At 69.5% G+C, this 19,786-nt stretch carries 24 protein-coding genes; 20 read left to right on the top strand and 4 right to left on the bottom strand.

All coding sequences use genetic code 11. The annotated features are described in order from the left end of the window. Window positions 1–23 precede the first annotated feature (23 nt). On the top strand, window positions 24–1,193 hold the full coding sequence (locus ACTJJ4_RS14255; protein WP_440943947.1) for a GAF domain-containing protein: 1,170 nt from the start codon (window positions 24–26) through the stop codon (window positions 1,191–1,193). A gap of 4 nt (window positions 1,194–1,197) precedes the next feature. Here the strand turns inward: ACTJJ4_RS14255 and lexA are convergent, their stop codons facing one another. Continuing rightward, complete coding sequence (gene lexA / locus ACTJJ4_RS14250; protein WP_440943946.1) at window positions 1,198–1,884, bottom strand: transcriptional repressor LexA; 687 nt, start codon at window positions 1,882–1,884, stop codon at window positions 1,198–1,200. A gap of 41 nt (window positions 1,885–1,925) precedes the next feature. Then, a complete protein-coding gene (locus ACTJJ4_RS14245) occupies window positions 1,926–2,189 on the bottom strand; it encodes a hypothetical protein (protein ID WP_440943945.1) in 264 nt (87 codons plus the stop codon). Between ACTJJ4_RS14245 and ACTJJ4_RS14240 the strand changes: the two genes are divergently transcribed. From ACTJJ4_RS14240 to ACTJJ4_RS14210, 7 genes are all read left to right on the top strand, one after another. Then, on the top strand, window positions 2,190–2,576 hold the full coding sequence (locus ACTJJ4_RS14240; protein ID WP_440943944.1) for a LysM peptidoglycan-binding domain-containing protein: 387 nt from the start codon (window positions 2,190–2,192) through the stop codon (window positions 2,574–2,576). Between the two features lie 47 nt (window positions 2,577–2,623). After that, window positions 2,624–3,706 carry a histidinol-phosphate transaminase gene (locus ACTJJ4_RS14235; RefSeq protein WP_440943943.1) on the top strand — a complete coding sequence of 361 codons (1,083 nt, stop codon included), beginning with the start codon at window positions 2,624–2,626 and terminating at the stop codon, window positions 3,704–3,706. Then, a complete protein-coding gene (hisB, locus tag ACTJJ4_RS14230) occupies window positions 3,703–4,308 on the top strand; it encodes an imidazoleglycerol-phosphate dehydratase HisB (protein WP_440943942.1) in 606 nt (201 codons plus the stop codon). The genes ACTJJ4_RS14235 and hisB overlap by 4 nt, the downstream gene beginning before the upstream one ends. After that, window positions 4,305–4,943 (top strand): imidazole glycerol phosphate synthase subunit HisH, encoded by a 639-nt coding sequence (gene hisH, locus ACTJJ4_RS14225; protein ID WP_440943941.1) that lies wholly within the window; start codon window positions 4,305–4,307, stop codon window positions 4,941–4,943. The genes hisB and hisH overlap by 4 nt, the downstream gene beginning before the upstream one ends. A gap of 98 nt (window positions 4,944–5,041) precedes the next feature. Continuing rightward, window positions 5,042–5,788, top strand: a complete 747-nt coding sequence (priA, locus tag ACTJJ4_RS14220; RefSeq protein WP_285635904.1) for a bifunctional 1-(5-phosphoribosyl)-5-((5-phosphoribosylamino)methylideneamino)imidazole-4-carboxamide isomerase/phosphoribosylanthranilate isomerase PriA — start codon at window positions 5,042–5,044, stop codon at window positions 5,786–5,788. Further along, window positions 5,772–6,566, top strand: coding sequence for an SseB family protein (locus tag ACTJJ4_RS14215; protein WP_292697980.1), 795 nt, complete (start codon window positions 5,772–5,774; stop codon window positions 6,564–6,566). The genes priA and ACTJJ4_RS14215 overlap by 17 nt, the downstream gene beginning before the upstream one ends. A 143-nt stretch (window positions 6,567–6,709) precedes the next feature. After that, the gene (locus tag ACTJJ4_RS14210; RefSeq protein WP_440943940.1) at window positions 6,710–6,973 is read left to right on the top strand and encodes a hypothetical protein; all 264 of its coding nucleotides are present in this window, start codon (window positions 6,710–6,712) and stop codon (window positions 6,971–6,973) included. 255 nt (window positions 6,974–7,228) lie between these two features. On the opposite strand, the gene ACTJJ4_RS14205 is transcribed toward ACTJJ4_RS14210, so the two are convergent. After that, complete coding sequence (locus tag ACTJJ4_RS14205) at window positions 7,229–7,609, bottom strand: DUF1844 domain-containing protein (protein WP_440944164.1); 381 nt, start codon at window positions 7,607–7,609, stop codon at window positions 7,229–7,231. Window positions 7,610–7,826: 217 nt separating this feature from the next. On the opposite strand from ACTJJ4_RS14205, the gene infC reads away from it, so the two are divergent. The 11 genes from infC (at window position 7,827) to ACTJJ4_RS14150 (ending at window position 16,598) form a co-directional block, all read left to right on the top strand. After that, complete coding sequence (gene infC / locus ACTJJ4_RS14200) at window positions 7,827–8,483, top strand: translation initiation factor IF-3 (protein WP_440943939.1); 657 nt, start codon at window positions 7,827–7,829, stop codon at window positions 8,481–8,483. A gap of 73 nt (window positions 8,484–8,556) precedes the next feature. Beyond that, window positions 8,557–8,754, top strand: a complete 198-nt coding sequence (gene rpmI / locus ACTJJ4_RS14195) for a 50S ribosomal protein L35 (protein WP_193596428.1) — start codon at window positions 8,557–8,559, stop codon at window positions 8,752–8,754. Between the two features lie 32 nt (window positions 8,755–8,786). After that, window positions 8,787–9,173 carry a 50S ribosomal protein L20 gene (gene rplT, locus ACTJJ4_RS14190; protein WP_285635890.1) on the top strand — a complete coding sequence of 129 codons (387 nt, stop codon included), beginning with the start codon at window positions 8,787–8,789 and terminating at the stop codon, window positions 9,171–9,173. Window positions 9,174–9,252: 79 nt separating this feature from the next. Continuing rightward, complete coding sequence (locus ACTJJ4_RS14185; protein ID WP_440943938.1) at window positions 9,253–10,059, top strand: TrmH family RNA methyltransferase; 807 nt, start codon at window positions 9,253–9,255, stop codon at window positions 10,057–10,059. 4 nt (window positions 10,060–10,063) lie between these two features. Continuing rightward, on the top strand, window positions 10,064–10,741 hold the full coding sequence (locus ACTJJ4_RS14180) for a response regulator transcription factor (protein WP_440943937.1): 678 nt from the start codon (window positions 10,064–10,066) through the stop codon (window positions 10,739–10,741). Between the two features lie 2 nt (window positions 10,742–10,743). Next, window positions 10,744–12,120 carry an ATP-binding protein gene (locus ACTJJ4_RS14175; RefSeq protein ID WP_440943936.1) on the top strand — a complete coding sequence of 459 codons (1,377 nt, stop codon included), beginning with the start codon at window positions 10,744–10,746 and terminating at the stop codon, window positions 12,118–12,120. Next, complete coding sequence (locus tag ACTJJ4_RS14170) at window positions 12,117–13,088, top strand: TAXI family TRAP transporter solute-binding subunit (RefSeq protein ID WP_440943935.1); 972 nt, start codon at window positions 12,117–12,119, stop codon at window positions 13,086–13,088. The genes ACTJJ4_RS14175 and ACTJJ4_RS14170 overlap by 4 nt, the downstream gene beginning before the upstream one ends. 140 nt (window positions 13,089–13,228) lie before the next feature. Next, a complete protein-coding gene (locus ACTJJ4_RS14165; protein ID WP_440943934.1) occupies window positions 13,229–13,975 on the top strand; it encodes an amino acid ABC transporter ATP-binding protein in 747 nt (248 codons plus the stop codon). A gap of 50 nt (window positions 13,976–14,025) precedes the next feature. Further along, window positions 14,026–14,928, top strand: coding sequence for a glutamate ABC transporter substrate-binding protein (locus ACTJJ4_RS14160; protein ID WP_440943933.1), 903 nt, complete (start codon window positions 14,026–14,028; stop codon window positions 14,926–14,928). A gap of 87 nt (window positions 14,929–15,015) precedes the next feature. Next, window positions 15,016–15,672: an amino acid ABC transporter permease gene (locus ACTJJ4_RS14155; RefSeq protein WP_440943932.1), complete on the top strand. Its 657-nt coding sequence runs from the start codon at window positions 15,016–15,018 to the stop codon at window positions 15,670–15,672. Continuing rightward, the gene (locus ACTJJ4_RS14150; RefSeq protein ID WP_440943931.1) at window positions 15,669–16,598 is read left to right on the top strand and encodes an amino acid ABC transporter permease; all 930 of its coding nucleotides are present in this window, start codon (window positions 15,669–15,671) and stop codon (window positions 16,596–16,598) included. The genes ACTJJ4_RS14155 and ACTJJ4_RS14150 overlap by 4 nt, the downstream gene beginning before the upstream one ends. An 83-nt stretch (window positions 16,599–16,681) precedes the next feature. Here ACTJJ4_RS14150 and ACTJJ4_RS14145 read toward each other — a convergent pair whose 3' ends face one another. Next, entirely contained in the window at window positions 16,682–18,187 is a 1,506-nt protein-coding gene (locus ACTJJ4_RS14145; protein ID WP_440943930.1) for a gluconokinase, read from the bottom strand. Between the two features lie 112 nt (window positions 18,188–18,299). Here ACTJJ4_RS14145 and ACTJJ4_RS14140 point away from each other — a divergent pair, with 112 nt between their 5' ends. Next, window positions 18,300–19,703: a GntP family permease gene (locus ACTJJ4_RS14140; RefSeq protein WP_292697963.1), complete on the top strand. Its 1,404-nt coding sequence runs from the start codon at window positions 18,300–18,302 to the stop codon at window positions 19,701–19,703. The last annotated feature ends 83 nt before the right edge of the window (window positions 19,704–19,786 follow it).

The following is a 19,786-nucleotide window of genomic DNA, read 5'->3' as shown; positions in this document are numbered from 1 at the left end:
TGGCCCGGGATACGCTCCCCGCCATGGCAACGTCGCCTGATCTCGCAGACCTCGCCCGCCGTCTCGTGCGCGTGCACGATGCTGTGCTCTCCGGCAGTGCGCCTCCGCACGACCCGCGGGAGGTGGTCGCGCGGTCGTGGCGCCGCACGATGAGCCTGGGCGTGGATGCCGATGCCGTGCGCCGCGTCGAGCCGATGGCAGCCTCGGCGCTGGAGGATCTGCGGCGTCGTTCGCGGCTGTCCGACGTGATCGACGAGCTGCGCGCCCCTCTGCTCGCCGCCGCCGACGCCTCGTCGTATCTCGTCGTCGTGACGGACGCCGACGGTGTGGTGCTGTGGCGCAGCGGCGCGCCGAGGGTGAAGCTGCACGCCGATCGGCTCGGCTTCGTGGACGGTGCGCGATGGACGGAGAGCATCGTGGGGACCAACGCGATCGGCACCGCGCTCGTCGAGGATGCGCCCGTGCAGCTGTTCTCGGCCGAACACTACGAGAACGCGCAGGTGCCCTGGTACTGCACCGCCGAGCCGATCCACGACCCGATCGACGGGACGCTGCTCGGCGTCGTGGACGTCAGCGGCCCCGCGCTGACGCTGCATCCCGCCATCCGCGCGCTGGTGTCGGCGGCGGCGAGGATCGCCGAGGCATCGCTCTGGCGCCGGCACAGCATGCGGCTGGACCGTCTGCGCAGGGCCGCGCAGCCTCTGCTGGCCGGCGTGCAGGGACCGGCGCTGGTCGTCGACGACCACGGCTGGGTCGCCGCGCAGCAGGGGCTGTCCGCCCGCGACCGGATCGAGGTCCCGCACGCGGATCGCACCCTCGCCGTGCCCGGACTGGGTGTGTGCGTGCCCGAGCGCCTGCCGGAGGGCTGGCTGATCAGACCCGCGGCGGACACCTCTGTGGTGGCGGTGCTCGACCTCAGGGGCGCGCAGGCGTGCATCGAGGTGCGGGCCGACGCATCCACCTGGCGCGTGCCGCTCACGCCGCGGCACGCCGACATGCTCGCCCTGCTCTCGGATGCCGGTCCCGCCGGCGTCACGGCCGCCGACCTCAGCCGTCGCCTGCACGGCGACGTCGACCATCAGGTCACCGTGCGCGCGGAGTTCTCCCGCCTGCGACGCTCGGCGGGCGCGCTGGTCGCCGGCGCGCCGTACCGGATCGCGGACGGAGTCCTGCTGAGCGTGCGGCGGGGATAGCCGATCAGACGGCGCGCAGCACCGCCACGACCTTGCCGAGCACCACGGCCTCGTCGCCGAGGATCGGCTCGAACGCCGAGTTGCGGGGGAGCAGCCAGGTGTGGCCGTCCCGCCGGCGGAAGGTCTTGACCGTCGCCTCGCCGTCGATCATGGCCGCGACGATCTCGCCGTTCTCGGCGTTGCTCTGCGTGCGCACCACCACCCAGTCCCCGTCGCAGATGGCGGCGTCGATCATGGACTCGCCGTTGACCTTGAGCATGAACAGCTCGCCCTTGCCGACGAGCTGGCGGGGGAGCGGGAAGATCTCCTCGACCTGCTGCTCCGCGGTGATCGGGATGCCGGCCGCGATCTGGCCGACCAGGGGGACCAGGGCCGCGTCTCCGACGGCGGGAGCGGAATCGGCGGGATTCTCCGTGCTCGTGCCGGGGAGATCGATCAGCACCTCCATGGCGCGGGTCTTGCCGGGATCACGGCGGAGGTAGCCGCTGAGCTCGAGCTGGCCCAGCTGGTGGGTGACGCTGGAGAGCGACTTGAGCCCGACGGCGTCACCGATCTCGCGCATGCTCGGCGGATAGCCGTACCGGGCGATGGAGGTCTGGATGACCTCGAGGATCGCGATCTGCTTCGCGCTGAGGCTCTTGCGGCGACGCGTGCGCGGAGCCTCGGATGCGGGGGTGGCGTTCTCGCTCATCGGTGCTCCTTCTCAGCGGGCCGGACCGGGCTGGATCCGCGTCATCGCGGGCTTCCGGTTCGAATGTCGGTGGCCAGTGGTGTGCTGTCCATATCGAAACCGTATCCGAGATATCGCGGAAAACGGAAGATCTGTTCGAGCGTGTCGGCGACATTCTCGGACGGGTTTCGAAGAATTCTTGACAGATGTTCGATATCGAAGATAGATTCGGAACACAGCTTCGCATCCGGCGTCCCCGGCCGGATGCCGGATGCGAAAGCTGTACCGGTCCCGCCGATCGGCGGGAAGAAGAAGAGGAGCCTCACATGAGCACCATCAGCATCCAGAGCCCCGCGATCCTTCGCGCCTCCGCAGGTGCCTCCACGCGTGCGGTGCGCTCGACGAAGCTCCGCCTCACGGTGCGCGGTCGTCGTGTGCTGGCGGCGGTCGCCGCTGCCCCTCTCGTCGCGGGCATCGCGTTCTCGGTGCTGGCGGGCGGTTCGGCACTCGCCTCGGGTGAGCAGAACGCCGGGGTCTCCTTCGAGACCGTGACGGTGCTCCCGGGCGACACCCTGTGGTCGATCGCGTCGGAGATCGCGCCCGGCGTCGACCCGCGTGACGTGATCGACGACATCATGAGTCTGAACAACCTCAGCAGCGGTGCGATCCAGGCCGGTTCCGAGATCGCCATCCCGACGCAGTACTCGCACTGATCGTCATCCGGGAACTGGCCCGGATTCCGCGCTCTACCATGGGAAGAGTGACCTCTCTCGACGAGCTGCCTCTCCGCGACGATCTGCGCGGGCTCACCCCCTACGGCGCCCCGCAGGCTCCTCTGCCCGTGGCGCTGAACGTGAACGAGAACACGCATCCGGTGCCGGAGTCGGTGGTCGGCGACATCCTCGACGACATCGCCCTGGCGCTCAGCGACGTCAACCGCTACCCCGACCGCGAGTTCACCCAGCTGCGTGAGGCCTTCGCCGCCTATCTCGGCCACGAGCTGACCGCCGACCAGATCTGGGCGGGAAACGGCTCCAATGAGGTGCTGCAGCACATCATGCAGGCGTTCGCCGGGCCGGGCCGCACGGCCTTCGGCTTCGCGCCGACCTACTCGATGTATCCGCTGATCACGCAGGGGACCGGTGCCGGCTGGATCGCCGGCACGCGCGAGGACGACTACAGCATCGCGCCGGAGGACGCGGCAGCCCAGGTCGCAGCATCCGACCCCGACGTCGTGCTGCTGTGCTCGCCGAACAACCCCACCGGAACGCCGCTCGGGCTGGACGTGGTCGAAGCCGTGTACGAGGCCGCACGCGGCATCGTGGTCGTCGACGAGGCGTATCACGAGTTCGCGCCGAAGGACGCGGCATCCGCTCTCTCCCTGCTTCCCGGCCGTCCGCGGCTGGCGATCTCCCGCACCATGAGCAAGGCGTTCGCCTTCGCGGGCGCGCGAGTCGGATACCTGGCGGCCGACCCCGCCTTCATCGACGCGCTGCGCCTGGTGCGCCTGCCGTACCACCTGAGCGCCCTGACCCAGGCGGCCGCGACGGCAGCGCTGCGCAACTCCGCGACGATGCTGCGCATGGTCGACGAGATCGTCGAGCAGCGCGACCGGATCTCCGCGACCCTCGAGGCGCTCGGCTATGCGCCGCACCCGTCCTGGTCGAACTTCGTGCTCTTCGGTGGGATCGACGACCCCAAGGCCGTGTGGCAGGCGCTCTACGACCGCGGCGTGCTGATCCGCGACGTCGGGATCCCCGGCCACCTGCGGGTCACGGCCGGCACAGAGGCCGAGACCACCGCCTTCCTGGACGCACTCGCATCGATAGGATCACCAGCATGACCGCGCCCCGCACCGCCCGCCGCACCCGCAGCACGTCCGAGTCGACGGTCGAGGTCGAGCTGAACCTCGACGGCACCGGCCGGAGCGACATCAGCACCTCCGTGCCGTTCTTCGACCACATGCTCACGGCCTTCGCGAAGCACTCGCTCACCGACCTCACGGTGCGCGCGACCGGGGACACGCACATCGACGCCCACCACACGGTCGAGGACGTCTCCATCGTGCTCGGCCAGGCGATCCGCGAGGCGCTCGGCGACAAGTCCGGCATCTCGCGGTACGGCGACGCGCTCGTGCCCCTCGACGAGGCCCTCGCTCAGGCCGTCGTGGACATCTCGGGTCGCCCCTTCCTCGTCCACGAGGGCGAGCCCGCCGGTTTCGAGATGCACCTCATCGGCGGGCACTTCACCGGCTCGCTCGTGCGGCATGTCTTCGAGGCCATCACCTTCAACGGCGGCCTCACCGTGCACGTGCGCGTGGTCGGCGGCCGCGACCCCCACCACATCGCCGAGGCGGAGTTCAAGGCGTTCGCACGCGCGTTCCGCCAGGCCAAGGCCCTCGACCCGCTCGTCGACGGCGTCCCCTCCACCAAGGGCGCGCTGTGAGCACCGGTCCTCGCGTCGTCGTCTTCGACTACGAGTCCGGCAACGTCCACTCGGCGGTCAAGGCCCTGGCCGCCGCTGGTGCGGACGTCGAGCTCACCGGCGACCGGGATCGTGCGCTCGAGGCCGACGGGCTGTTCGTGCCGGGCGTCGGCGCGTTCTCGGCCGTGGTCGACGCGCTGCGCAGGCACGGCGGTGACGAGATCATCGACCGCCGGCTCGCGGGCGGCCGGCCGGTGCTCGGCGTCTGCGTCGGGATGCAGGTGATGTTCGAGCGCGGTGTCGAACGCGGGCTGAACACCGAGGGTCTGGGGGAGTGGCCGGGCACGGTCGCCGAGCTGGATGCTCCGGTGCTGCCGCACATGGGCTGGAACACGGTCGAGGCGGGCGAGGGCAGCGTGCTGTTCCGCGGCCTCGAGCAGGAGCGCTTCTACTTCGTGCACTCCTTCGCCGCGAAGACCTGGGGGATCCAGGTCGAGCCGCCGTTCCCGCAGCCCGCGCTGACCTGGGCGACCCACGGCGAGAGATTCCTCGCGGCCGTGGAGAACGGCCCGCTGTCGGCTACCCAGTTCCACCCGGAGAAGTCCGGGGACGCGGGCATCCGGATGCTGCGCAACTGGGTGGAATCGCTCGGCTGAGCGTCACCCGACGCCGCTCATGTTGAACCGCGCACAGGCGCGGACTAGTGTCTTCTCTCGTGTCCGCACGTCGCGGCCATCCTCGAACCAAGGACGTCATGAACGACTTCGCACAGTCCCCCTCGCTGATCCTGCTGCCCGCAGTCGACGTCGCGGGAGGGAAGGCGGTGCGTCTCACCCAGGGTGAGGCGGGCACGGAGACCAGCTACGGCGACCCGATCGACGCCGCAGGCGAGTGGGTCGACCAGGGCGCGCAGTGGATCCACCTCGTGGACCTGGACGCGGCCTTCGGGCGGGGCAGCAACGCGCCCATCCTGCGCAAGGTCATCAAGCAGTACCGCGGTGTGAACATCGAGCTCTCCGGCGGCATCCGCGACGACGCCAGCCTCGAGGCGGCGCTCGAGTCCGGCGCGAACCGCATCAACCTCGGCACCGCGGCGCTCGAGAACCCCGAGTGGGCGGCCGACGTCATCAGCCGGTACGGCGAGGCGGTCGCCGTCGGTCTCGACGTGCGCGGCACCACGCTGGCCGCACGCGGCTGGACGAAGGACGGCGGCGACATCTGGGAGGTGCTGGAGCGCCTCGAGGAGGCGGGCTGCAGCCGCTACGTCGTCACCGACGTGACAAAGGACGGCACGCTGCGCGGCCCGAACCTGGAGCTGCTGCGCGAGATCACCTCGCGCACGCCCAAGCCGGTGATCGCCTCCGGCGGGGTCTCGAACCTCGACGACATCGCGGCTCTCCGCGAGCTCGTGCCGCTCGGCGTCGAGGGTGCCATCGTCGGCAAGGCGCTCTACGCCGGGCAGTTCACGCTGGCAGAGGCGCTGGATGTCGCCGGCCTCTGACGACGCCTGCGATCACGGGGCGAACCGAGCTGATTCCGCCGGCGTGCCCTGGGCCGGCCGGAGCTTCGAGCCGAACGCCCGCGCCGCGGATGACGGCTCCGCCGACCCCGCGCTGCTGGACGCGCTGCTGCGCTTCCGCGCCGGCACCGGAACGCAGACGGAGGTCGTCGACGCGTTCCGGCCCGCGCGCGTGCTCGTGCCACTGGTCGCCGAGAAGGGCGACGAGGGCATCGGCCCGACGGGCCTGAAGGTCGACAAGACGCAGGAGCTGTCGATCGTCACGGTCGCGGCGCCCGACGGACGCCGGGTCCAGCCCGCGTTCTCCTCGGTCGACACCATGCGCCGGTGGGATGCCCAGGCCCGCCCCATCCCGGTGGAGGCGGCGCGCGTGGCGCTGTCGGCCGCAGGCGAGGAGACCGACCTGATCGTGCTGGATCCGGCATCCGACACCGAGTTCGTGTTCCGGCGCCCCGCGGTGTGGGCGATCGCGCAGGGCCAGCCCTGGGAGCCGAGCTTCCTCTCGCCCGAGGTCTTCACGGCGCTCCGCGAGAGCATCGCGCACGAGCTGGCCGTGATCGACGTCTCGGTCGCGCCGGGGGATCCGGATGCCCGGATGCGCGGCCCGGAGCTGATCGTGACGCTCGAGCTGATCGACGGCCTGGACCGCGAGACCCTGGACGCCGTGCTGGCGCGGCTCGCACAGCGCTGGGCGGCCGACGACCGCATGGCGGTGCTGGTCGACTCGCTGACCGTGAAGCTCACCCGCTCCGCCGGCTGACAGCATCCTGCTCTCGGCAGACTTCTCGCCGCGTAGCCGCGCAGATCTGCACAACTCCGCAGGAATCCTTTGTAGATCTGCGGAACCGTGCAGATCTGCGGGGTTGTGTCGGGGCTGAGACTTGATGCCGCTGTGGTCGTGGCATGCGCGGACTGCTCGAGGTGCTGGGGCTGTGCGCGCCTGCACCCGGTGAGGCGGGTCCCGAGAGCACCCGGATGATGTCCAGCCAGGACGAGGGCATCTGGGGTTTCTCGTTCCTCGACGGCCTGCCTGAGGACGTGACTCTCAGAGTCACGGATGCCGACGGCACCGTGCTGAAGGAGTCCGACCATCACATCGTCTGGACTCACTCGACCGAGCGATGCGGCGGCCCCTCGACTGCAGATCCGATCGGGTTGCGCCCCTGACGAGCATCCCCTCGTGTACACCTGCCGCGGACTTGTACGCCATCCGCGGATGAACACGCGGATTCCGTCCGCGCGAAGCGCACATTCCCGCGCGAAGCGCTCATCCTCCCCACCTCATTCCGGAGTCACACGGGACGCGCGCCGAGGAGGTCGGGAGGTTCCCGGAGCGAGCATCGGGGAGGGACCCGCGAAGCGGGAGGGGTCACCCGTTCTGCGAGCGCAGGGAACCTCCCGACCTCCGACAACAACGAGGACTCAGGTGACCGGCCCGGTCCACTTCTCGCCCGGACCCTTGCCGATCGGGTCCTGGATGGGGGAGGCCTCGCGGAAGGCGAGCTGAAGGGAGCGCAGTCCGTCGCGCAGCGGGCTCGCGTGCGCGCTGCTGATCTCGGGGGCGCCGGCGGTGATCAGGCCGGCCAGTGCGTTGATGAGCTTGCGGGCCTCGTCGAGGTCGAGCTGCGCATCCGGGTCGTCCGCGAGTCCCAGCTTCACGGCGGCCGCGCTCATCAGATGCACGGCGGTCGTGGTGATCACCTCGACGGCCGGAACGTCGGCGATGTCGCGCGTCGCGGCGGCTGCGGCTTGCTCCTGCTCCGCCCAGCGCTCGTGGCGGTCATCGGCGTGCTCAGCAGGAATCGTCACTTCGGGATGCTTTCTGGTAGACTTCTGCGGGCTTCGGAGCTTTTCGCTCCGATACGAAAGAGGATTCATTCCCACCCGCGCTTGCCGTTCAAGGCTACCGGGTTCCACACCCCGCCGGACTCCGGTGGAAAGGGTGTCACAAGCCGGTGCTTCTGAATGCGTCGGCGGGTGGGGAGACTCCGATTTCGCTCAGGATGCAGACAGCATCCGGATGGCCGAAACCACGTCTAAGGAGCTCCGCATCAGCGATCCCCGTACCAATGAGCGCATCCGCGTCCCCGAGGTCCGCCTCGTCGGCCCCGCGGGTGAGCAGATCGGTGTTGTCCGCATCGAGGCAGCGCTGCGTCTGGCCCAGGAGGCAGATCTCGACCTGGTCGAGGTCGCCCCGAATTCCAAGCCGCCCGTGGTCAAGATCATGGACTACGGCAAGTTCAAGTACGAGGCCGCGCAGAAGGCGAAGGAAGCACGCCGCAACCAGGCGAACACCATCCTCAAGGAGGTCCGCTTCCGCCTGAAGATCGAGGCTCACGACTACACGACCAAGCTCAAGCGCGCCGAGGGCTTCCTGAAGTCCGGCGACAAGGTCAAGGCCATGATCCTGTTCCGCGGTCGCGAGCAGTCGCGTCCCGAGCAGGGCGTGCGTCTGCTGCGCAAGTTCGCCGAGGACGTCGCCGAGTTCGGCACCGTGGAGTCGAACCCCACGATCGACGGTCGCAACATGGTCATGGTCGTCGCTCCGCTGAAGAACAAGTCCGAGGCCAAGGCCGAGCAGAACGCCGTGCGCACCGCCAACAAGCAGGCGGCCCGCGAGGCGAAGAACGGCACGGGCGCGGCATCCGCCGAGCCCACGGACGAGACCGCGGCGTAAGCCGCCCCACAGCTCCCGCTCCTGGCGGGTAACCCACCGTCGCCCGCCAGGGCGCCACACGAAGGAAGAGAAGATGCCGAAGCAGAAGACCCACTCGGGTGCGAAGAAGCGCTTCAAGATCACCGGCAGCGGAAAGCTGAAGAAGCAGCAGGCCGGCATGCGCCACAACCTCGAGCACAAGTCGAGCCGCCAGACCCGTCGCCTGAACCAGGACCAGGTCCTCTCCAAGGCCGACACCAAGGTCGCCAACAAGCTTCTCGGCCGCGGCTGAGCGCCCGAACGCAGGAATAGGAACACAGGAAAATGGCTAGAGTCAAGCGCGCGGTCAACGCGCACAAGAAGCGTCGCGTCATCCTCGAGCGCGCCTCGGGCTACCGCGGTCAGCGTTCGCGTCTGTACCGCAAGGCGAAGGAGCAGGTCACCCACTCCCTCGTCTACGCGTACCGCGACCGTCGCAAGCGCAAGGGCGACTTCCGTCGTCTGTGGATCCAGCGCATCAACGCCGCTGCCCGCCAGAACGGCATCACCTACAACCGCTTCATGCAGGGCCTCGGCCTCGCGGGCGTGCAGGTCGACCGTCGCATGCTGGCCGAGCTGGCCGTCACCGACGCCGCCGCGTTCGCCACGCTGGTGGACGTCGCCAAGAAGGCGCTTCCCTCGGACGTCAACGCTCCGAAGGCCGCTGCCTGATCTGAACGATCCTGAGAACGGGCGTCTCCCTGCGGGGAGGCGCCCGTTTCCGCATCCCGGCCCCCGATAGAATGGGCCCGTGCTCGAGAACCCCCGCTCTCCCCGAGTCCGTGCCGTCGCCAAGCTGACCAAGCGCAGCGCCAGGACCGAGACGGGACTCTTCCTGCTGGAGGGACCGCAGTCGGTCCGCGAAGCGCTGAACTACCTCCCCGGCGCGATCGTCGAGCTGTACTCCACGCCGTCGGCGTGGGAGAAGCACTCCGATGTCCGGACGCTGGCGTCGGAGCACGGCATCGACGTCGAGTACGTCACCGAGCAGGTGCTCGCGGCGATGGCTGACACGGTCACGCCGCAGGGCATCGTCGCTGTCGCGCGGCAGACGCCCACCTCGGTGCGCGACATCTTCGCGGCGGGGCCGCGGCTTATCGCGATCTGCGAGGAGGTGCGCGATCCCGGCAACCTGGGCACGATCATCCGTGCCGCGGATGCCGCGGGAGCGGATGCCGTGGTGCTGACTGGCCGCACCGTCGACCCGTACAACCCGAAGGTGGTCCGCTCGACCACCGGTTCGCTGTTCCATCTGCCGTTCTCGGTGGGCGGCGATCTGAACGACGTCGTCTCGCGCGCCCACGACGCGGGCCTCCAGGTGCTCGCCGCCGACGTGAAGGGCGATGACCTCCTCGCCGCGCGCGCCGAGGGCGTGCTGGAGCGTCCCACGGCATGGCTGTTCGGGAACGAGGCGCGCGGGCTCGAGGACGACATGCTCGACCTCGCCGACCGGGCCCTGAAGCTGCCGATCTACGGCCGGGCCGAGTCGTTGAATCTCGCGACCGCGGCCAGCGTGTGCCTGTACGAGAGCGCCTTCGCGCAGCGCGTGGCCGGATGAGCCGATGCGCATCCTGATCGTCGAGGACGACGATCGTGTCGCCGAGGCGCTGCAGGCGTTCCTGAACCGCTCGGGCTATGCGACCGTCCGAGCCGTCGACGGCGCCCAGGCGCTCGGGCTGCTCGGCTCCGACACCGAGGTCGTGCTGCTGGATCTGGGGCTGCCCGACATGGACGGCATCGACGTCTGCCGCCGCATCCGTGCGCAGAGCGGGGTGCCCGTGATCATCGCGACCGCGCGCAGCGACGTGCAGGAGCGCATCCGCGGCCTGCGCGCCGGTGCCGACGACTTCGTCGTCAAGCCCTACGACGTGCGGGAGCTCCTCGCCCGCATCGAGGCGGTCACGCGCCGGCTGCACCCGCTGGACTCCCACCATCCGGCGTCGGGCGACCGGTCGCTGATCGAGGTGAGCGACGTGAGCATCGACCTGGTCGCCCGACGGGTGCTCGTCGGCGGCACCCCGGTGGAGCTGACGCGCAAGGAGTTCGACATCATCGCCGTGCTCGCGCGCTATCCGGGGGTCGCCGTGCCCCGCGACCGGCTCATCCGCGAGGTGTGGAACACCGACTGGCAGAGCTTCGCGCGCTCGCTGGAGGTGCACGTCGCCTCGATCCGCCGCAAGATCGGGCGGGCGTCTCTGATCGAGACCGTCCGCGGCGTCGGGTACCGCCTGGAGGCCTGACCGTGCGCCGCAGGCTGATCGTCGTCTTCCTCGTACCGCTGGTGCTCGTGCTGATGGTGCTCGGGGGAGCGTACGCGTGGAGCGCGGCGCGCAGCGTGCAGCAGGAGTTCTATGCCGAGCAGCTGGGCGATCTCAGCTACTTCACGACCACAGCCCGCCAGGCGCTGCTCTCGGGCAGCGCGGAGGTGTTCGACGGCGAGGCGCAGCGCTATCGGGAGCTGTACGGCACCCGCGTCGTGATCGTGGATCGCGCCGGTCGGCCCTGGGCGCCGTCCACCGCGCAGCCGGTGTTCGACAGTCCCGAGATCGAGGCGCAGATCAAGCTGGCACTGTCGGGCCGCCGGGGCGAGCTGCCGCAGAACGCGCTGCCCTGGCAGTTCTCCGACCTGTCGCTGGTGGAGCCGGTGTTCGACGGCGGCGACGTGATCGGGGCGGTCGTCATGTCGGCGAGCGTGGACGTGCCCCGTGCCGAGATCGGGCGGCAGTGGCTGCTGATCACGGCCGTCGCCGCCCTCGTGATCGCGGTGGGCCTGCTCGTGGTGTTCCGGCTGGCGGGCTGGGTGCTGCGCCCGGTGCGACGTCTGGACCGGGCGATGGAGGCGATGGAGCGCGGTGACATGGAGGCGCGGATCGCGGATGACACGGGGCCCGCCGAGCTGCATCGCATGATCCTGATGTTCAACCGGATGGCCGACGAGATCGAGCGGGTCGTCGCCCGTCAGCAGGAGTTCGCCCTGAACGCCTCGCACGAGCTGCGCAATCCGCTGAACGCGTTGCTGCTGCGGGTGGAGGTGCTCGCCGCCGACCTCGGCACGGCCGGTGCGGCCGACGTGGAGAAGATCCGCGAGGAGGGGCAGCGGATGACGCGGATCCTCGACACCCTGCTCGGCTTCGCCCGCGGCGCCGTGCGCGCATCAGACTTCGAGGACGTCGACCTCACGGCGCTGGTCGCCCGGCGGGGCGAGGCCTGGCGCGAGGTCGCCGCACGTCGCGGCATCCGCTTCGGCGTGCACGAGGCGCAGGACGTGCGGTCCCGCGTCGACGAGGCGATCGTGGAGAGCGCCCTGGATGCGGTGATCGACAACGCCGTGAAGTTCTCTCCGGACGGCGGCCTGATCGAACTGGCCGCCGTGGCGACGGAGGAGGGCGCCCGCATCTCGGTGCGCGACCACGGACCGGGGCTGGACGCCGACGAGCTCGAGCAAGCCGCAGACCGGTTCTGGCGCAGTGCCCGCAACCAGAACGTCCCCGGGTCGGGGCTCGGGCTCGCGATCGCGATGGATCTGCTGCGCTCTGTGGGCGGCCGGCTGACCGTCGAGTCACCGGACGGCGGCGGCCTGAGCGTGTCCTTCGACCTTCCCGCTCCGGGGGAGAGATGAGCAACGGAGCGAAGAGGGCGGGACGGATGCTGGCCGTCGTCGCGGCGGCGCTCATCGTGCTCGGCGTCGCGGGGTGCGCGCCTTCGCGGCCGTCGTGGACCGAGCATCCGCTGCGCATCGCCGGCGGCAGCGTGACCGGCGTCTACTACGACTACGGCACGCAGCTCGCGGAGGTGCTGCGGAGGGACCTCGACGTCGACGCGCAGGTGATCGAGACCAACGGCTCGGTGGACAATCTGCATCTGGTCGGCGCGGGGCAGGCGCAACTCGGCTTCGCGCAGAGCGACGCGATCGCGGATGCCGTGGCGGGCACGGGCGATTTCGACAGGGCCCTTCCGATCCGTGCGGCGGCCCGGCTGTACGACGAGTACGTCCACGTCGTCGTACGTGCCGACTCCGGCATCCGGAGCATCTCCGAGCTCGCCGGCCGCACGGTCTCCCTCGGCGGCACCGGGTCGGGCGTGAGCGTGGTCGCGCGCCGGGTGCTGGAGGCGTCGCAGGTGCCGGCCGGGAGGGTGCGGGATGTCGGGATGGGGCTGGACGCCTCGATCGCGGCGCTCACCGACGGACGCATCGACGCGTTCTTCTGGGTGGGAGGCCTGCCCACCCCCGGCATCGAGAGGCTGGCGGGGCGCCTGCCGATCCGTCTGCTGTCGATCGGCCCCGACGTGGTGGAGAGAGCGGATGCCGCGCATGCCGGCGTCTACCGATCGGCGGAGTTCCCGGTCGGCACGTACGGCAGCGACGAGTCCACCGTCGCGATGACGGTGCCGAACTATCTGGTCACCTCCGCCGACGTCCCCGACGCGCTGGTGCGCGACGTGCTCGCCGAGCTCTTCTCGGCGCGTGCGGAGGTCGCCCGCAGCGTGCCGGCCGCCGCGCTGCTGGACCGGCGGCTCGCGATCTTCACCGATCCGATCGAGCTGCATCCGGGAGCGGCGGAGTACTACCGCGACTCGCGGCGCTGATTCTGCACCACACTCAAGAAACACTCAAGGGACTGGTCCGTCCGCGCATCCGTGCATAGTCTGAACGGGTCAGCGGATTCGATGGGGAGCCCTGATTCCACCTGTGCTCCCTTCGACCGGTCGGTCCCATGGGAGGCACAATGAGCACAGCCGAATCGCTGGTCGTCGTCGAGGGCGTCCAGAAGCACTACGGCGAGTTCCACGCGCTGAAGGACATCAACCTCACCGTCGACAAGGGCGAGGTGGTCGTCATCATCGGTCCGTCCGGCTCCGGCAAGTCGACGCTGTGCCGCACGATCAACCGCCTGGAGACCATCACCAGCGGGTCGATCCGCATCGACGGCAAGCCGCTCCCCGCCGAGGGCAAGGGGCTGGCGAACCTCCGTGCCGAGGTCGGCATGGTGTTCCAGTCGTTCAACCTGTTCGCGCATCTGACGATCCTCGAGAACGTCACGCTCGGCCCGATCAAGGTGCGCGGGCTGAAGAAGGCGGATGCCGAGAAGGAGGCGATGGCGCTCCTGGAGCGCGTGGGCGTCGCCCAGCAGGCGTCGAAGCTCCCCGCGCAGCTGTCCGGTGGTCAGCAGCAGCGCGTCGCGATCGCCCGCGCCCTGGCCATGCATCCGAAGGTGATGCTCTTCGACGAGCCCACCAGCGCGCTCGACCCGGAGATGATCAACGAGGTCCTGGACGTCATGGTCGGCCTCGCCAAGGAGGGGATGACGATGATCGTCGTCACCCACGAGATGGGCTTCGCCCGGAAGGCCGCCAACCGCGTGGTCTTCATGGCCGACGGGCAGATCGTCGAGGAGGCGACGCCCGAGGAGTTCTTCACGCACCCGAAGAGCGACCGCGCCAAGGACTTCCTGTCCAAGCTCCTCACTCACTGACCTTCCCGCGCGGAGATCCCGCGCACCCACAGCACACGAAGGAGAACACCATGCGACGCACGAAGGCACTCGCAGGAATCGGCATCGTCGCCGCGGCGCTGCTCGCGCTGACCGGCTGCAACAGCGGAAGCCCGTCCAACCCGGGCGGCGGCGGCGACAACGGCGGTGGCGGGGACAAGCCGCTGTTCGAGGTCGCCAAGGACGTCAAGCTCGACGGCAGCCCCACGTTCGACGCCATGAAGAAGCGCGACGGCGTGGTCATCGGCGTCAAGGAGGACCAGCCCGGTCTCGGCTACCTCGACGCCACCACGGGCGAGCGCACCGGTTTCGACGTCGACATCGCGCGCTGGATCGCCGCATCGCTCGGCTTCGACGAGAAGCAGATCACGTTCAAGCCGATCGCCTCGGTCAACCGCGAGCAGTCGATCGTGAACGGCGACATCGACTACTACGTCGGCACCTACTCGATCACCGACAAGCGCAAGACGCAGATCGACTTCGCCGGTCCGTACTTCGTCACGGGCCAGGGCCTGCTGATCCGCAAGGGAGACCCCGACGCCGACAAGCTCGAGGACTTCAACGGCAAGACGGTGTGCTCCGCGACCGGCTCCACGCCGATCCAGAACATCAAGGCCAACTTCCCGCAGATCAAGACGCAGGAGTACGACCTGTACTCCGCCTGCGTGCAGGACCTGCTCGACAAGAAGGTCGACGCCGTGACCACCGACCAGGCCATTCTGATCGGCTTCGCGGCCCAGTACCCGGACGAGCTGAAGGTCACCGGCGGTCTGTTCACCGAGGAGCGCTACGGCGTGGGCCTGAAGAAGGGCGACACGGCGCTGCAGCAGCACATCAACACGCTCTTCACCGACGGCCACGACACCTGGCAGAAGATCTTCGACAAGAACCTCGGGAAGTCCGGCATCAAGGTCGAGCAGCCCAAGGTCGACTGACCCGGCTGCTGTCCATCAGCGATGGGCGGCCCCGGCACCACGGGGTCGCCCATCGACACGAAGGCATCGTCACGAAGGAAGGGTGGCATGGACGTCATCTTCGGCAACCTCGACCTGTGGGGTGAGGCGATCGGGAACACCCTGCTGGTGTTCTTCGTCGGCGGCATCATCGCGCTGATCCTGGGCATCATCGTCGGCGCGATGCGCGTCTCGCCGGTGCCCATCGCCCGCGCCGTCGGCACCGTGTACGTGAACCTCATCCGGAACACCCCGCTGACGCTGGTCTTCTTCTTCTTCGTGTTCGGCTACCCGCAGCTGGGTCTGCCCGACCTGTCGAACACCGTGCTGGGCATCCTCGCGATCGGCATCTACACGGCGACCTACGTCGCCGAGGTCCTGCGCGCGGGCATCAGCACCGTCCCTGTCGGCCAGGCCGAGGCGGCCCGCGCGATCGGCCTGCCGTTCGGGCAGGTGATGACGCTGGTCATCCTGCCGCAGGCCTTCCGCACGGTGGTCCCGCCGATGATGAGCGTGTTCATCGCCCTGCTGAAGAACACCACGGTGGCGGCCGGCTTCTCCATCGCCGAGCTCGCCGCCCTCCGCGCCACCATCAACGACGCACCCGACCGCCCTGGCAACCCGATGGAGGTGCTGCTCTGGGTCGCGGTGGTCTTCGTCATCCTGGTGATGGTCATGAGCACCATCCAGCGGCATCTCGAGAACAAGTGGAGGATCGTGCGATGAGTTCCGTGCTCTACGACGTCCCGGGCCCCCGGGCGATCGCCCGCAACCGCATCCTCGCCGTCGTCACCGTCGTGGTGGTCGCAGCGGTGATCGGCTTCGTGGTCTACCGCATGGCGGCCACCGGGCAGTTCACCGCCGACAAGTGGTACGTCTTCACCTTCACCAATGTGTGGATGAGCATCCTCAAGGCACTCGGGCAGACCCTCGGCGCGTTCGCCCTGGCCGCCGTCCTCAGCCTGGCGCTGGGTTTCCTGCTGGCGATCGGGCGCCTGTCCGAGCACGCCTGGGTGCGCGTGCCGGTCACCGTGCTCACCGAGCTCTTCCGCGCCGTCCCGGTGCTGGTCTTCATGATGCTGCTGTACTACGGACTTCCCGTGCTCGGCGTCCGGATGGACCCGTACTGGGCTGTCGTGCTGGGACTGATGGTCTACAACGGCTCCGTGCTCGCCGAGGCGCTCCGCGCCGGCATCGAGTCGCTTCCCAAGGGCCAGAAGGAGGCCGGCTACGCGATCGGCCTGCGCAAGAGCGGCGTGATGGCGCTGATCCTGCTGCCGCAGGCCATCCGCGCCATGCTGCCGGTGATCGTGGCGCAGCTGGTGGTCACGCTGAAGGACACCGCGCTCGGCTTCATCATCACCTACCCCGAGCTGCTGTACTACGCCAAGCTGCTCAGCTCGCAGCAGGGCCGGCCGATCCTGCAGTCCGCGTTCGTCATCGGTGCGATCTACATCGCGATGTGCCTGATCCTGTCGGGCGTCGCGAAGTGGCTGGAGATCCGCACGCGGCACTCGCCGAAGCTGAAGGGCTACACGCCGGATGCCGGTGGTGGCGATCCTCGTATCCACGACGGCTCGACCGTGACCGAGGTCATCGCGATGCAGCGCGCCGGCGGAAAGTTTGATCAGGGGAACGCGCCGAGCCTCTGAGCTCACCGACGTCCACATCTCCGGAGGGGAGCGAGAGGGCGGGCATCCGATCGGATGCCCGCCCTCTTCGTGTCACCCGGCGATCACTTCGCGATCACGCCGTCGTACACGTTCTCGAACCGCCGGCGCAGGTCGTCGTAGTAGTCGCGCTGCGCGGCATCCGGCTCGGTGAGGCTCGTCTGCGGGATCGTGGCGAGCGGATGCTCCGCCTGGAGGACCGACAGCGCCAGCGCGGCGGCGCCGCGCATGGTCACGCGCTTGACCTGGACCACCTCCACCGGGAATCCGAGAGCCTGCGCCACCGGATGCATGAAGCCGGGATAGGCGCTGGTGACGCCGCCGGACGCGATGACGCTCCGGATGCCGGGGGCGACCTCGAGCAGCTGTTCGAAGACCCGCGCATAGGAGATCGCGATCCCCTCGACGGCTCCGCGCCACAGCTCGCGCGGACCGGAGGCCGAGGAGACGCCGGTGAGCACGGCGCGCGCGTCGCCCGCCCAGCCCGTCGCGCGCTCGCCGGTAAGGAAGGGCAGCACGAGCGGGGTGCCCTCGGCGGGAGCCGCGCGGAACACCTCGTCGATCTGCTCGTAGGTCAGCGGGGCCAGTGTCGACTGCAGCCACAGCGTGACCCGGCCGACATCGTTGAGCGCACCGCCGACGATGGACTGCGTCTTCGACACGCGGTACGCCCACAGACCCGTGGGGAGCACGTCCGGCGTGCCGTCGACGATCACCCGGATCGCGCCCGACGTGGCGGCGGACATGGCCGCCACGGACGGCGTGCTCGCCCCGACGCCGATGTTCGAGGCGTAGCCGTCGGGGACGGCGGGGAACCAGGCCGCGCCCTCGAGCGCCGGCCAGCGCCGCAGCGCCTCGGGGGAGACGTCGGTGATCGGCTCTGAGGGGTCGACCACGGGCGCGAACCGGCTGCGGTCGACACCCACGGCGGCCAGCAGCTCCTCGTCGAGCTCGCAGGTGTGGCGGTTGAGGATGCCCGCCCATGCCATCGTCGAGGTCGCGGCGCCCTCGATGCCGGCGAGCTTCGCGTACACGTACTCGCCGAGCGAGAGGAACTTCGCCGTCTTGGCGAACACCTCCGGGAACTCGTCCTGCAGCCACAGCAGCCGCGGCAGGTGGTAGCTGGTGTGCAGCCGGGTGCCGGTGCGCTGGTGCACCTCATCCTCGTCGAGCTGCGATCGCAGCTTCGCGAGATGCTCCGACGACCGCGAGTCGGCGTAGGTGATGCAGGCGGTGAGGGCGTCGCCGTCGGCATCCACGCACACCAGCGACGAGGCGAACGTGTCCATGACGACCGCCTTGACCAGCCCGGGGTCGATGCCCTTCAGCGCGCCGTCGATGACCTCGCCGACCTCGCGGACGATCTGGTCGGCGTCGACCTCCGCCGTGCCGTCCGCCGCCTCGATGAAGGCGTGCTCGGCCTTGACCAGATGCTTCTTGATCGGACGGGCGTACGCGTCGTAGAGGCATCCGCGTGTCGAACCCGAGCCGATGTCGATCGCGAGCACATAGGGCGCCGGTGCGGATACCAGGGCGATGGCCTGCGTCGTCGGGATCGGTTCTTCGGCCATTGAATTCGCCTCTCGCGCGTGTGAGTCGTTCTCGTCGCCGATCCTACCTGGGAGTATCGTGTGCGCTACGTTCCGGGACGGCCCCGCCCCGACGCAGCGAAGGAGTCCGAGAATGCAACTGCTCGCACACGCGGCACCACTCCTGAACGGGGTGCTGGCCGCGGATCCCGTCAAGCCCGCGGCGGGCACCGCTCAGCTGATCATCGCGGCGGTCGTCTCGATCGCACTGATCGTCGTGCTGATCGTCTGGGTGAAGATGCACCCGTTCTTCTCCCTGATGCTCGGCGCCGCCGTCATGGCGGTCGCCGCGAACATGGGCTTCGAGCACGCGTTCACGTCCTTCTCCGCCGGGCTCGGCTCCACGGTCGGCGGCGTCGGCGTGCTGATCGTGCTCGGCGCCGTCATCGGACGCTTCCTCACCGAGTCCGGCGGCGCGGACGAGATCGTGGACACGATCCTGTCCAAGACACCCCTCAAGCGCCTGGGCTGGGCCATGGCGCTCGCCGCGTTCATCGTCGGAATCCCGCTGTTCTTCGAGGTCGGCGTGGTGCTGCTGATCCCGATCGTCATGCTCGCCGCCAAGCGCGCCAAGCTCCCCGTGATCCTGATCGGCATCCCCGCGCTGGCGGGTCTGTCCGCGCTGCACGGCTTCGTGCCGCCGCACCCCGGTCCGCTGATCGCGATCGACGCTCTCAAGGCCGACCTCGGTCTCACCCTGGGCCTGGGCCTGCTGGTCGCGGTGCCCACCGTCATCATCGCCGGCCCCGTGCTCGCGAAGCCCATGGCCCGCTGGGTGCCGGTGCTGGCATCCGACAAGCTGCTCGCCCCGGTCACCGAGCGCGAGGGCAAGCGCCCCGCGTTCGGCGTGGCGCTCTCCGTCGTGCTGCTGCCGGTCGTGCTGATGCTGCTGATGACGGTCGTCACCTCCGCAGGGCTGGACAGCAGCCTGTTCGGGCAGATCCTGGTCTGGATCGGCACGCCGCTGCAGGCCCTGTTGATCACCTCGCTGTACGCCATGATCGTGCTCGGCACGGCCCTCGGACGCTCCATGGGCGAGGTCGCGAAGATCACGGGCGACTCGTTCGCCCCCATCGCCTCGATCCTGCTGATCGTGGGCGCGGGCGGCGGCTTCAAGCAGACGCTCGTCGACTCGGGAGTCGGCCAGGTCATCGGCGGCGGGATCGCGAGCTCCGGGATGCCGCTGCTGCTGGCCGGCTGGCTGGTCGCGGTGGTCATCCGCCTGGCGACCGGTTCGGCGACCGTGGCCACGATCACCGCGGCGGGCATCATGGCGCCCCTGGCCGGCGACCTCAGCGGCACGCACCTCGCACTGATGGTGCTCGCGATCGGCGCGGGCTCGGTGTTCCTCTCGCACGTGAACGACGCCGGCTTCTGGCTGGTGAAGGAGTACTTCGGCCTCACGGTCGGTCAGACCTTCAAGACCTGGAGCCTCATGGAGTGCGCGGTCTCGGTGGTCGGCCTCCTCGGCGTCCTGCTGCTCGGGCTGGTGGTCTGAGCCACGCGGGCACGCCCTTCACCGGCGCGGGGGGCGCGGCCCCCCGCCAGTAAACCCAGTTCTCCCTTCCGACACCCCCCAAA

The organism is Microbacterium sp. 22195, assembly GCF_052056515.1.
GTDB lineage: Bacteria > Actinomycetota > Actinomycetes > Actinomycetales > Microbacteriaceae > Microbacterium.
The sequence above is the reverse complement of the archived record's forward strand: the minus strand, read 5'-3'. Positions and strand labels throughout refer to the sequence as shown.